This window comes from Bacillus sp. FDAARGOS_235, assembly GCF_002073415.2.
Lineage (GTDB): Bacteria > Bacillota > Bacilli > Bacillales > Bacillaceae_G > Bacillus_A > Bacillus_A toyonensis.
In genome coordinates this window covers 3,269,376-3,282,707 of the sequence record NZ_CP020437.2, presented here as the reverse complement: position 1 = coordinate 3,282,707, position 13,332 = coordinate 3,269,376, and the positions used below count along the sequence as shown (strand labels likewise).

Sequence of the window (13,332 nt, the reverse complement as noted above, 5' to 3'; positions counted from 1 at the left end):
CTCCTATCCATTCCTACACAATTAAGTTACCCTCATTATACTGTTAGCATCATTTTTTTCCCAATGATTTGCTTATACTATGTGTGCGTACGCTTAACAGCTTGCACATACTTTTGAACAGTCGCTACAGATACATTATATACATCTCCAAGCTCCGACTGTGTCATCTTATTTCCTTGTTCGCCGCGCACAATATATTCAATTGCCGCCGACCAACCGTACACGTTTGTAAAAACAGACCCGGATGTATATAAACGTATGAACGTACAAAACCAAAAGTGTAAACACTCTTCGATTAGTTCATCGTCCTTTTTCGTATAATTATATAATGCGTCCGCGATTCGCGCGCATTGTTCAAATTGCTGTAAATCAGCAGGAATACCTTTATGACTATTAAGTAAAAAGAAATACTTTGCAAGTTGCGATACAATTGGAACACCATTTTTCACTTGCGTTACATCAAAAAAGAATCCGACCTTCTCTGGTGTTGACAATTCATTCATTAAATATAAAGCTAGCATTTGCTCCTCTAGCGTCGCACTTTGCTGAAATGACTTTTGTAATTCTTCAAACAACACGTTTTGCCCTTCATCCGCTAAATTTAGTGCGTTCCACGGCTCTTTTCCTTTTTTATCAGGGTGCAATTCTACTACATGTTGCCACATTTTTTCAGCTACTTGCTGATTTTTCACCATATACGCAGAATACGCAAACCAATAATAAAAACTTACGTCTCCCTCATATCCTTGACGCTTTAATACTTTGAACCACTTATATGCATGCTCGAAATAACCAATTGTTGCAAGGGTCGTTCCAAGTTTCAAACGATGTTCAAATGAAATCGGATATACTGAAACTAGCTGTCCCGCTAATGCTTCTACTTGTTTATGTTCCCCAATTGAATATAGAAAAATAAGCGTATTACAAAGCGCATGTATATTACCAGGATTTTTCTCTAAAATCATTTCCGTTAATTTCAACGCTTTGTCTACATTACCAGATTGAAAATGTGCGATGGCTAAATTATTATGACCCGACCAAAATTCCGGATAATCTTTCGTAACAATTTCTAATGTAGCAATTGCTTCTTCTAATTGTCCATTACGAATATAACGATTTGCCTCTTCTTGCATAACAATTAAATCATCTTCATCCTCAATCTCTTCCGCACCCATTGCTTCTTCTTCCATAATCTCAAGCAATTCTAATGTATCTTCTACAAATTCCTTCTCTTTCGCAACTTCTAAATATCGATCCGCATACTTCTTCGCTTGTTGAAATAAACCCATATATGCATAATTATTTGCAATAAAATAATAGCATTGTTCAAGTTCAGGGTTGGATCTAGCAAGCTTTAGAAATATCTGATTCGACTCTTGGTATTCACCAGCCTCAGATAACGCTATTGCTAATTGGCATAAAATAAACGGCTCCTTCTCGCTTTGTGCCGCTCTTCGAAAATATTTAATTGCATCTTGCAATTTTTGCCCTTTGTAAGCCCTCATCCCTTTTTTATAAAAGAAGTCCGCTAATTGGTTAAAAGAGATAACTTGTCCGTTCTCCTTATATATCCTTTGATTTTTCCCCATATATCCTCCAGTTTTTTGTTTTCTTCGCTCACACATTCTTCTATCTATAAGTATAAACGATTCCGTAAAAAACAAAACAGTATATTATACTCAATTATTTCCTTTTTATTCATAAAAAAAGAAAAGAAATGTTACATTTTTAGCATCAACCTTCTCGAGCCGCCATTTCCTCTTTCGTATAAATAATACGCATTGGATTTCCACCTACGAAAGCGCCGCTCGGTACATCTTTATGGACAAGTGTTCCAGCCGAAACAATGGCGCTATCTCCAATCCTTACCCCCGGTAAGATTGTCGTGTTCGCTCCAATCATCACTTCATTTCCTATGACAATCTCTCCAAGTCGATATTCACGAATCAAATATTCATGCGCTAAAAGCGTTGTATTGTATCCGATAATTGAATTGTCACCCACAGTGATTTTTTCGGGAAACATAATATCGGGCATAACCATAAGTGCAAATGATGTTTTTTCTCCTACTTTCATTCCTAAAAACGTACGATATAACCAATTCTTCACAGATAAAAATGGTGTGTAACGTGCAATTTGAATAATAATAAAGTTTTTCATTACCTTCCAAAAAGACACGGTTTTATACACATTCCATAATGAATTCTCTCCTGAAACAGGATAGCGCGTTGTCCGTCGCACTTAATCCTCTCCTCTACTTATGATCGGTTAATACCGGACAAAATCGGCAGTAAATCACTCATTTTATCTAGCATAAAGTCTGGTTTGTAAGATTCTAGATACGCTCTACCTTTCAACGTCCATGAAACCGCAGCTGTTTTCGTACCCGCATTTTGTCCGCCGACAATATCATGGTGATTATCCCCAACCATCACTGTTTCTCCTGGTTTCGCATTTAATAACTCGAGCGCTTTTTGAAGTGGTTCTGGATGTGGCTTCACATGTTCCACATCATCAATTGTCACGACAACATCAAAAAACTCATCAAGCTTTGACAACTTTAATCCCATCTCAACGGTTTGTCTCGCTTTCGTTGTAACAATACCAACTTTATAACCTTGTTTTTTCAACTCTTGAACTGTTTCGTATACAGTTTCATATTCTTCTACTAATTCATCATGATGCTCATGGTTAAATTGACGATAACATGTAATCATCTCTTCAACTTTATTTTCATCAATCTTGCTGAAAGTATCATGCAAAGATGGACCGATAAATGGCAGCACATCTTCACGCTTATATTGATCTGGATAATATGTATTTAAAGTGTGTAAAAAAGAAGAAATAATAAGTTCGTTTGTATTAATTAAAGTTCCATCTAAATCAAATAACACTGTATTTATTTGCATCGCCCTAGTCCTTTCGCTTTCCTGAATATGAAAGAAGCAGCATCTTATAATAAGATGCTACTTGTCTCTAATTTTCTGAATATCTTTTATCAGCTTGCCCCATTTTTCGTCTCACAATAATGAAAATAATAGAAATAACAACAAGTCCAATTGACATTACTTGTGCAATACGAAGTGGTCCTAGCATTAAACTATCTGTACGTAAGCCTTCTACGAAGAAGCGCCCTACTGAATACCAAATTAAATATGTAAAGAATAATTCCCCGCGTCGTAAATTCACTTTTCGTAGTGCGAGTAATAAAATGACACCTGCAAAATTCCATAATGATTCATATAAAAACGTCGGGTGATAATACACACCCTCGATATACATTTGATTAATAATGAAATCTGGTAAATGAAGACCTTCTAAAAACTGTCTCGTTACTTCATCACCATGCGCCTCTTGGTTCATAAAGTTTCCCCATCGGCCAATTGCTTGTCCTAATAAAATACTCGGCGCAGCAATATCCGCCAACTTCCAGAATGAAAGCCCGCGTCGTTTTGCAAAAAGAATACCTGTAATAACAGCCCCGATTAAACCACCATGAATCGCCAAGCCACCTTGACGAATATTAATAATTTGACTCGGATTTTGCGCGTAATATTCCCATTCAAAAATAACATAGTACATTCTCGCAAATAGAATAGCGATCGGTACTGCAATTAATACAAGGTCAACAAATGTATCTTTTGGAATACCTAGCCTTTCTCCCTCACGAGTTGCTAGCCAAAGACCTAATAGCACACCTGTACCGATAATAATCCCATACCAATAAACAGGAAACGGCCCAAGTTGGATGGCTACGCGGTCAAGCTGTGGTACAGAACCTAACAGCATATGTATGACCTCCCTCTCCAATGTTTACTCCTGATTCCCTAACTCAATCGCACTCATTAATCGTTCAGAAAACTGTTGTGCCGCATTCACTCCCATACGTTTTAAACGGAAGTTCATTGCTGCTACTTCAATAATAACAGCCAAGTTTCGACCAGGGCGAACTGGAAGTGTAATCTTCGTAAGTTCTGTATCAATAATCTTCATCTTCTCTTCATCAAGACCTAAGCGATCATAATTTTTCTTTTGATCCCAAATTTCAAGATTAATAACAAGTGTAATACGCTTATAATTTCGCACTGCCCCTGCACCGAATAACGTCATAACGTTAATAATGCCTAGACCACGAATTTCTAATAAATGCTCAATTAAATCTGGTGAGCTTCCTACTAATGTGTCTTCATCTTCTTGGCGAATTTCTACACTATCATCCGCAACAAGGCGATGGCCACGCTTCACAAGTTCAAGAGCTGTCTCACTTTTACCAACACCACTTTGACCTGTAATTAAAACACCAACACCGTAAATATCTACTAATACACCATGAACAGCAGTTGTTGGTGCTAACTTACCTTCTAAATAATTTGTTAAACGACTTGATAATCTCGTTGTCGTTTGAGAAGAACGTAATAAAGGCATGCCTGATTCACGTGATGCTTGTAATAACTCATCTGGTACATCTTGATTACGAGTTATAATAATACATGGCGTCTCCTCGGTACAAAGCGCTTTCATTCTCTCTTGTTTTTGCTCTGTCGTTAACGTATCAAAGAACGTAAGCTCCGTTTTTCCAAGAAGCTGCACGCGATCAGCTGGATAATATGTAAAGAATCCTGCCATTTCAATTCCAGGTCGTGATAAATCACTTGTATCAATCGGACGATGAATTCCTTCTTCACCACTTATTAACTCCAATTGAAATTGTTCAATTAAATCTTTTGTCCTTACTTTTGGCATATGTATAAACCTCCACTCCGCTGCGGGTTCAGTCTCGTTTGATGTAAAACTCCATTCTACCGGATATTGTACCATTTTTTTCTGGAAACAAGAAATACGGTTTCTCATAAATAGAAAAAAACATTTCATACGAATGATGAAATGTTTTTCTTTTTGTCATTTTCTCTTTTTTTCATATAACGGTTCAACAATTGCCTTTTCAATTATCATATTAAAAATAGAAATACAAATTGCCGCAATAATTGCTACGCCAAACCCTGTTATATTAAAAGCATCTCCTAATAATGAATCTGTTATTTTTAACGTAATCGCATTAATAACAATTAAGAAGAACCCGAACGTTACAACAGTAATTGGTAGCGTAATTAAAATTAAAAATGGTTTTACAAACACATTTAAAACCGCCAATATAATACTCGCAATAATTGCAGTTTGTATATTTGCTACGTAAAACGCGTCTGGTGCAATCCCTTTTAAAAGTCCCGATACAGCGATTAACACAACGCTATTTACAAGAAGTGATACAATCCATCTCATTTTCTTACACATCCTTTTGACATATATATTTCATCATACGCTAATAGACAATAAACGCAAGTATCATACAAACACGTATATCAACTTATTCTCCCCTTCATGCTTGTATACCTACTAACATCTCCTAGTAAAATAAGGACCACACCATCTATGTTCATGAGTTTTTACAAAAGTCCAAGTGAAATCTTTATCTACAATATATATATCACCTTTATACATATCATCTGTTTCACGTAATATATCATCCATACTTAATAAACTCGCATCTTTTATTAGTAGTACATCATTACAGTGTTGATAGAAGATACAGCACTCCTTTTTCACTTCATTATGAAACGCGTTCTCCGCTTCTTTCCCCTCTAAACACTTCTTCTTCTCATAACTAAATATGTGCCAAGATACCCACAGCCATACTTATCTCCATAAAGGAAAATGTCTTCTTTTTCTTCATCACTTAAATGGTTTGCAAAATGCTCCTCCCAGCGCTTGCGAAAATAAACACCCCAATTTTGAAACTCTCTTACCTTCATATTTTTCTTTCTTAAAATATCTATAAACTCCATTTTCTCCCCCTATGAACGAAAAACCGAGTGTCATTTCCACTCGGTTTTTCGTAATAAACTTATTGCGATAGCTCTACTTCTTTTATTTTCTCTTTCATTCTTGCTTTATCACGATTTAAAATCTCTTTTAAATACTTACCTGTATACGAGCGTTCTTCTTTTACTACTTGCTCTGGCGTTCCAGAAGCGACGATTTGTCCACCTTTGTCCCCGCCCTCTGGTCCAAGGTCAACGATATAATCAGCTGTTTTAATTACATCTAAATTATGTTCAATTACAAGTACCGTCTCACCACTCTCTACAAGACGTTGCAACACTTCTAGAAGACGTGCAATATCATGTGCATGTAAACCCGTCGTTGGTTCGTCTAAAATGTATAACGTACGCCCTGTAGAACGACGGTGTAATTCAGAGGCTAATTTCACGCGCTGTGCTTCACCACCTGATAACGTCGTTGCCGGCTGTCCTAATTTCATATAACCTAGCCCAACGTCTACAAGCGTTTGAAGTTTACGCTTAATTTTTGGGATATTAGCGAAGAACTCTACCCCATCTTCAATTGTCATTCCTAATACTTCAGAAATGTTCTTATCTTTATATTTCACTTCTAACGTTTCACGGTTGTAACGTTTACCATGACAAACTTCACACGGCACGTATACGTCTGGTAAGAAGTGCATTTCGATTTTAATAATTCCATCACCACGGCACGCTTCACAACGTCCGCCTTTCACATTAAAGCTAAAACGTCCTTTTTGATATCCGCGCACTTTCGCTTCATTCGTTTGAGCAAACACATCACGAATATCATCGAATACACCTGTATACGTCGCTGGGTTAGAACGTGGTGTACGACCGATTGGCGATTGATCAATATCAATTACTTTATCTAAATGCTCAAGACCTTTAATCTCTTTATGAGCACCTGGCTTCGCTTTCGCTTTATATAACTTTTGCGCTAACGATTTATATAATACTTCATTAATCATCGTACTTTTACCTGATCCAGATACACCCGTTACCGCTACAAACGTACCAAGTGGGAATGACATCTTCGCATTCTTTAAGTTATTCTCTTTTGCACCGACAATCTCCACTTTACGTCCGTCACCTTTACGTCTTTCAAGTGGAACTGGAATAAACTCTTTACCGCTTAAATATTTTCCTGTTAACGAATTCTCATCTTGCATAACTTCAGCTGGTGTACCTGCTGATACAACTTGACCACCATGAATACCTGCACCAGGTCCGATATCAAGTAAATAATCAGCAGCCATCATCGTATCTTCATCATGCTCAACAACAATTAACGTATTTCCTAAGTCACGCATTTCCTGCAATGTACGAATAAGACGATCATTATCGCGCTGATGTAAACCGATAGAAGGCTCATCAAGGATGTAAAGTACGCCAGTGAGTCGAGAACCAATTTGTGTTGCTAGGCGAATACGTTGTGCCTCACCACCTGATAAAGTACCAGCCGCACGACTTAACGTTAAATAATCTAAGCCAACGTTTACTAAGAAACCTACACGTTCTTGAATTTCTCTTAAAATTAAATGAGCAATTTTTTGTTGTTTCTCCGTTAACTCAACATTTGAGAAGAATTCCTGTACTTCTTGAACAGAATATTTCGTTACGTCAGCAATCGTTTTATCACCAACGAAAACAGCTAAACTCTCAGGCTTTAAGCGTCCGCCTTTACACTTCGGACAAGCTTGCTCCGCCATATATTTCTCCATTTGTTCACGAACATAATCAGAACTCGTCTCACGATAACGACGCTCTATATTCGGAATAACACCTTCAAATAAAATCTCATTTTCCTTTACTTGACCAAATTCATTTACATAGCGGAAATAAACTTTCTCTTCACCGCTCCCGTACAACACTTTATCAAATAAATCTTTCGGTATATCTTTCACAGACATATCCATGTCAACGCCGTAATGATTACACACAGATTGTAAAAGTTGTGGGTAATATTGTGAACTTGTCGGTTCCCAAGGAGCAATCGCATGTTCATTTAATGTTAAATCCCAGTTCGGAATGACAAGCTCTAAATCTACCTCTAACTTTGAGCCAAGTCCATCACAAGAAGGACATGCACCGAACGGACTGTTGAATGAGAACATACGTGGCTCTAATTCACCAATTGAAAAACCACAATGCGGACATGCATGATGTTCACTAAATAGAAGTTCCTCTTCTCCCATAACATCGATTAACACTCGTCCCCCGCCAAGCTTTAATGCACTTTCAAGAGAATCCGCAAGACGACTCGCAATTCCTTCCTTTACAACAATACGGTCAATTACAACTTCAATAGAATGCTTTTTATTTTTATCTAACGTAATCTCTTCTGACACATCTAGCATTTCACCATCAACACGTACACGAACATACCCTTGCTTCTTAATATCTTCAAGTACTTTCACATGTGCACCTTTACGTCCAGACACGATAGGAGCTAACACTTGTAATTTCGTACGTTCAGGATATTCAAGAACACGGTCTACCATCTGTTCCACTGTTTGTGATGTAATTTCAATTCCGTGATTTGGACAAATCGGCGTACCAATTCGTGCGAATAATAAACGTAAATAATCATAAATCTCCGTCACTGTCCCGACAGTTGAACGTGGATTACGACTCGTTGTTTTTTGATCAATCGAAATCGCTGGTGACAACCCTTCAATCGTATCGACATCCGGTTTATCCATTTGTCCTAAAAATTGGCGTGCATACGCAGATAACGATTCTACATATCTGCGCTGCCCTTCTGCATAAATTGTATCAAACGCTAATGATGATTTCCCTGAACCAGACAATCCCGTTACAACAACAAGCTGATTTCTCGGAATGGTTACATCAATATTTTTTAAGTTATGTGCTCTAGCACCTTTTACAACGATAAAATCCTTGCTCATGCTCACTCTTTTCACCCTTCCGCTTTTAATTCTAATAGTAAATCTCTTAATTCAGCTGCACGCTCGAAGTCTAACGCTTTTGCTGCTTCTTTCATCTCTGCTTCGATCTTAGCGATTGTTTTCTCACGTTCTTTCTTCGTCATCTTCTTAGCAGGAGTTGCTTCATATGTTTCCGGTTCTTCGGCCGCTGTCGTTGCACGGATTACATCACGAACGCCTTTTTGAATCGTTTTCGGCGTGATACCATGCTCTTCATTGTAAGCTTCTTGTATAGTACGACGACGCTGCGTTTCTTCAATTGCAATTCCCATCGATCTCGTTATGCGATCTGCGTACATAATAACGCGGCCGTTTTCATTACGCGCCGCACGACCAATCGTTTGAATTAACGAACGTTCTGAACGCAAGAATCCTTCCTTATCTGCATCTAAAATAGCTACAAGTGATACTTCTGGAATATCTAATCCTTCTCGTAATAAGTTAATACCGACAAGTACATCAAACTTACCAAGGCGAAGGTCACGGATAATTTCAATACGTTCTAACGTTTTAATTTCAGAGTGAAGATAGTTCACTTTAATTCCTACATCTTTTAAGTAATCCGTTAAATCCTCTGACATTTTTTTCGTTAAAGTCGTAATTAATACACGTTCATTTTTTGCAATGCGATCTTGAATTTCTCCTAATAAATCGTCAATTTGACCTTCAATTGGTCGTATATCAATTGGTGGATCTAAAAGCCCTGTTGGACGAATAATTTGTTCTATTACCTCCGGTGACTGCTCTAATTCGTATGGTCCTGGCGTTGCCGAAACGTAAATAACTTGATTCGTTTTCTCTTCAAACTCATCGAACGTGAGCGGTCTATTATCTAAAGCTGATGGCAGACGGAATCCATGATCCACAAGTACTTGCTTACGTGCTTGGTCCCCGTTATACATTGCTCTTACTTGCGGCACTGATACGTGCGACTCATCCATAACAATTAAGAAATCCTTCGGAAAATAGTCTAATAACGTATACGGCGTTGCACCCGCTGGACGAAGTGTTAAATGACGGGAATAGTTTTCAATCCCTGAACAAAAGCCCATCTCGCGCATCATTTCTAAATCATAACGTGTACGTTGCTCTATACGCTGCGCTTCTAACAACTTACCATTATCATTTAATTCTTTTAAACGCTCTTCTAATTCTTTTTCTATATTTTCAATAGCAACCTTCATTTTTTCTTCACGTGTAACGAAGTGAGATGCTGGGAAGATTGCTACATGATCACGTTCTGCTAATACTTCACCTGTTAACGCATTTACTTCACGAATACGATCGATTTCATCACCGAAAAATTCAATTCGAATACAATGCTCGTCAAGTGATGCCGGGAAGATTTCAACTACATCTCCGCGCACACGGAATGTCCCACGCTTGAAATCAATATCATTACGTCCGTACTGTACATCAACAAGTTCACGAAGCAATTGATTGCGGTCCTTTTCCATACCAACTCGAAGTGAAACAACTAACTCGCGGTATTCTTCCGGAGAACCTAAACCATATATACACGAAACACTCGCAACGATAATTACATCGTCCCGTTCAAATAATGCAGACGTTGCTGAGTGACGCAATTTATCGATTTCATCATTAATTTGCGCATCCTTTTCTATAAAAGTATCCGTTTGCGGTACATACGCTTCTGGCTGATAATAATCGTAATAACTAACAAAATATTCAACTGCATTATTCGGAAAAAAATCTTTCAGCTCACTATATAATTGTCCTGCTAACGTTTTATTATGAGCCATCACAAGTGTTGGCTTCTGTACTTCTTTAATGACATTTGAAATCGTAAATGTCTTACCCGTCCCTGTCGCTCCAAGCAACACTTGCTTTTTCTTTCCACTATCAAGTCCCTCTACAAGCTTCTCTATAGCTACCGGCTGATCACCTTGCGGGGAATACGCTGAGATAATTTCAAATTGATGTTCCAAGTAAAATCCGACCTCCTCATAAAAATCTGTATTATTATTTTACCACGAATGCCCATAAAAAACCTAAAAAAACGAACGGACATTCGGTAAAATTTTCGACAATATATATGGAAAAAGGAAGGATTTACACTAACTCCCTCATTAAAACCTCATTTTAAAGAGACATATAAAACTAGCTCTTTTCCTACTGTCATCCTCTCCTATACAAACTATTGGTATACCAGAAAAAGCTACCTTCCTCTATGAAAGTAGCTTTTCTTTCCCTTCCTCCTTCTTCGGAAAAATAACATATGAAAATGAAATTGCTGTATCAACTAAAAATATAATTGCCCACACTTGGCTCACTCGACTCGCAGTTTTATTTAAAACGATTCCTGACTCTAACCAATTGCCCCATTGTTCAAATGGAATAAGCCCATACGCGAAGAAAAAGAAAGTATGCACAACAACGAATAAAACAAGATGTAATACCCAATTTTTTATTTCCTGCTTTGCATAGGCCATACCTGTTAATTCTATATGTTCTTCAATAACAGGCGCTGGTTCATTCCGCCATTTCGCAGCTAACTTTTGCACAAATATATCAAGCTTCTTCAAATCCTTTTTCCCGTAGAAGACCGCATACAATAAAATGATCACGGTAATAATCTGAAAGTTAGAAAACTTTCCTGTTTGATAATAGTCCACTACCCCTAAGGTTAAAATGAACACTTCATTTACGAGTAGTACAATCCCCATAATAAAGCTTGCCTTCTTCAAACGGAATCCGTAACGAAGTAAAAAGAAACCGATAGCCGATAACCAAAATACAATCTCTGCCCCAATTAAAAAGTACCAACGATATTCTGCGAGTATACTCATTTATCCTTCTCCTTTTCATCATATATACGAAAAGCTTCATCCATATATAATAAAAATTCTTCTTCGATTGGATACATGCTCATTTTCTGTGAATCTTCCTTCGATTTTCTAACTTCCCATAACTTATCTAAAAACGCTTCATCACCATTGGCCATTTCTAAACACTTCTGCATTAATCTCTTCATTGCCCCTTGCACCTCATCACTTGCAGTTTCTTTACCGTCTTTCATAAAAGTGCGTAATTGCTTTAATAAATCTACCCACTCTAACACATTGGGATCTTCCTCACTCATATTTGGCAAATTATGAAGCAACTTTTGTTCTTCCTTTGAAAATACTTCATTTTGAAATATTTCACGTATACGAGAAGACTGTTTCGAAAGCTGGATCAGTTCAAACATAACTTTCCAATCGAGCTCTCCCTCCACATCCACCGAATAAACAACTGCTTGTAAAACGCGCTCCATTCGATTGAATTTCTTTTGTTCTTCCTGTACAAACCGAAGTTGTTTTTCAAGCGAATCCTTTAAGTTAAGCTCACCTTTTACTAACATATTCGCAGACTCTTTTAGTGAAAATCCCATTTCTTTTAAAAATAAAATTTGTTGGAGACGTATTACGTCAGCTTCACTATATAAACGATGCCCGCCTTCTGTTTTCCCGCTCGGCTTTAATAAATCTATTTGATCATAATAACGTAATGTACGTACTGTTACCCCTGTCTCTCTCGTCAATTCTTGTATTGAAATCACTGCCATCACCTCTTCCCCTTCATTATAAAAGATGACGTTACGTAACTTTCAAGACTTTTGTAAAAAAATACAAAAAGCTGTTTATACTCATTGTATAAACAGCTTTTACGGAAATAATCCTTTTTGTACAGCGCGCCCACAAAATAAAATAAGCGCTCCAACAACAACAACAACACTTGTTGCTGTTTTATGGTAATGAGTTGAAACTAATAAATAATACGATAAACCAACAGTACCAATCATAATACAAATACTTGGCACTGGATTACGAGAGAAATTTTGCATTCCCCAAAGAAGTGCAAAAATAGCTGTAGCGACACATAACACCGGTAATCCCATTCCGCTTCCCCTTTATATATCTATTTGCTAGTCTTTGTTAATACGCTCATTGATAACATACTAATTAATACCCCAAAACCAGTCCTTATATATTTAAACGTTTAATCTAATTGAAATCTCTCAAACTTATCATGTATTTCCTCTCCCCTTACTCCAGCGTAAAGATTTCCTCCACCTTCATCCCAAAATATTTGGCGATTTTTAGGGATAACTCTAGACTCGGATTGTAATGGTGATTTTCAATCGCTATAATCGTCTGACGCGTTACCTGCATCACCTTTGCCATTTCAACTTGTGTTATATGATTTTGCTTTCTTAATTCTTTAATTTTATTTTTCACACCCATAGGATCCACCTTCAAAAGTAAAGATATCTTTACTTGAATTATAAATATTTTCCAATTACAAGTAAAGATTATTTTACAAATTTTAGAAAAACATTCCACTGAACACCTTCTCTAACAAAGTACGATAGTAGTTAAGTTTATATCGGCGATTTTCTAAATATATCAGCGCAACTCCATTTATATCGGCGATTCTCCCAATATATCGACTTACTAACAAATACTGAAATCCATAGCGCTATAATCATAAGAAAAAGCTGTCCCAAAATATCTTTT

General features: G+C 37.2%; 12 protein-coding genes and 1 pseudogene. All 13 read right to left on the bottom strand.

Annotation, left to right across the window (positions count from 1 at the left end):
* Window positions 1-77: 77 nt before the first annotated feature.
* The 13 genes and pseudogenes from A6J74_RS18730 to A6J74_RS18670 all read right to left on the bottom strand — a co-directional run bounded on the left by A6J74_RS18730 (window position 78) and on the right by A6J74_RS18670 (window position 13,059).
* Entirely contained in the window at window positions 78-1,589 is a 1,512-nt protein-coding gene (locus tag A6J74_RS18730) for a tetratricopeptide repeat protein (protein WP_000517710.1), read from the bottom strand.
* A gap of 145 nt (window positions 1,590-1,734) precedes the next feature.
* Complete coding sequence (locus A6J74_RS18725) at window positions 1,735-2,241, bottom strand: acyltransferase (RefSeq protein WP_001255056.1); 507 nt, start codon at window positions 2,239-2,241, stop codon at window positions 1,735-1,737.
* A gap of 17 nt (window positions 2,242-2,258) precedes the next feature.
* Entirely contained in the window at window positions 2,259-2,909 is a 651-nt protein-coding gene (gene ppaX / locus A6J74_RS18720) for a pyrophosphatase PpaX (RefSeq protein ID WP_001166732.1), read from the bottom strand.
* Between the two features lie 67 nt (window positions 2,910-2,976).
* The gene (lgt, locus tag A6J74_RS18715) at window positions 2,977-3,789 is read right to left on the bottom strand and encodes a prolipoprotein diacylglyceryl transferase (RefSeq protein WP_000924230.1); all 813 of its coding nucleotides are present in this window, start codon (window positions 3,787-3,789) and stop codon (window positions 2,977-2,979) included.
* A gap of 24 nt (window positions 3,790-3,813) precedes the next feature.
* Window positions 3,814-4,743 (bottom strand): HPr(Ser) kinase/phosphatase, encoded by a 930-nt coding sequence (hprK, locus tag A6J74_RS18710; RefSeq protein WP_001127251.1) that lies wholly within the window; start codon window positions 4,741-4,743, stop codon window positions 3,814-3,816.
* Window positions 4,744-4,899: 156 nt separating this feature from the next.
* Complete coding sequence (locus A6J74_RS18705; RefSeq protein WP_001267312.1) at window positions 4,900-5,280, bottom strand: phage holin family protein; 381 nt, start codon at window positions 5,278-5,280, stop codon at window positions 4,900-4,902.
* Window positions 5,281-5,394: 114 nt separating this feature from the next.
* Window positions 5,395-5,843: pseudogene (locus A6J74_RS18700) on the bottom strand (DUF4275 family protein).
* 59 nt (window positions 5,844-5,902) lie between these two features.
* Window positions 5,903-8,773: an excinuclease ABC subunit UvrA gene (gene uvrA / locus A6J74_RS18695; protein ID WP_000030985.1), complete on the bottom strand. Its 2,871-nt coding sequence runs from the start codon at window positions 8,771-8,773 to the stop codon at window positions 5,903-5,905.
* Between the two features lie 11 nt (window positions 8,774-8,784).
* Entirely contained in the window at window positions 8,785-10,761 is a 1,977-nt protein-coding gene (uvrB, locus tag A6J74_RS18690) for an excinuclease ABC subunit B (RefSeq protein ID WP_000401002.1), read from the bottom strand.
* A 240-nt stretch (window positions 10,762-11,001) separates the two neighbouring features.
* Window positions 11,002-11,622, bottom strand: coding sequence for a hypothetical protein (locus A6J74_RS18685; protein ID WP_000025214.1), 621 nt, complete (start codon window positions 11,620-11,622; stop codon window positions 11,002-11,004).
* Window positions 11,619-12,380 carry a MerR family transcriptional regulator gene (locus tag A6J74_RS18680; protein WP_000268449.1) on the bottom strand — a complete coding sequence of 254 codons (762 nt, stop codon included), beginning with the start codon at window positions 12,378-12,380 and terminating at the stop codon, window positions 11,619-11,621. The genes A6J74_RS18685 and A6J74_RS18680 overlap by 4 nt, the downstream gene beginning before the upstream one ends.
* A gap of 99 nt (window positions 12,381-12,479) precedes the next feature.
* Window positions 12,480-12,713 carry a hypothetical protein gene (locus tag A6J74_RS18675; protein ID WP_000524133.1) on the bottom strand — a complete coding sequence of 78 codons (234 nt, stop codon included), beginning with the start codon at window positions 12,711-12,713 and terminating at the stop codon, window positions 12,480-12,482.
* 148 nt (window positions 12,714-12,861) lie between these two features.
* Window positions 12,862-13,059 (bottom strand): helix-turn-helix transcriptional regulator, encoded by a 198-nt coding sequence (locus tag A6J74_RS18670; protein ID WP_000538368.1) that lies wholly within the window; start codon window positions 13,057-13,059, stop codon window positions 12,862-12,864.
* Between the last annotated feature and the right edge of the window lie 273 nt (window positions 13,060-13,332).

Bases quoted from the DNA above. Each gene is read 5' to 3' on its own strand.
- A6J74_RS18675 (WP_000524133.1), bottom strand. From the start codon at position 12,713: ATGGGATTACCGGTGTTATGTGTCGCTACAGCTATTTTTGCACTTCTT.
- A6J74_RS18680 (WP_000268449.1), bottom strand. From the start codon at position 12,380: ATGGCAGTGATTTCAATACAAGAATTGACGAGAGAGACAGGGGTAACA.
- ppaX (WP_001166732.1), bottom strand. From the start codon at position 2,909: ATGCAAATAAATACAGTGTTATTTGATTTAGATGGAACTTTAATTAAT.
- A6J74_RS18685 (WP_000025214.1), bottom strand. From the start codon at position 11,622: ATGAGTATACTCGCAGAATATCGTTGGTACTTTTTAATTGGGGCAGAG.
- uvrA (WP_000030985.1), bottom strand. From the start codon at position 8,773: ATGAGCAAGGATTTTATCGTTGTAAAAGGTGCTAGAGCACATAACTTA.
- lgt (WP_000924230.1), bottom strand. From the start codon at position 3,789: ATGCTGTTAGGTTCTGTACCACAGCTTGACCGCGTAGCCATCCAACTT.
- A6J74_RS18705 (WP_001267312.1), bottom strand. From the start codon at position 5,280: ATGAGATGGATTGTATCACTTCTTGTAAATAGCGTTGTGTTAATCGCT.
- A6J74_RS18730 (WP_000517710.1), bottom strand. From the start codon at position 1,589: ATGGGGAAAAATCAAAGGATATATAAGGAGAACGGACAAGTTATCTCT.
- hprK (WP_001127251.1), bottom strand. From the start codon at position 4,743: ATGCCAAAAGTAAGGACAAAAGATTTAATTGAACAATTTCAATTGGAG.
- A6J74_RS18670 (WP_000538368.1), bottom strand. From the start codon at position 13,059: ATGGGTGTGAAAAATAAAATTAAAGAATTAAGAAAGCAAAATCATATA.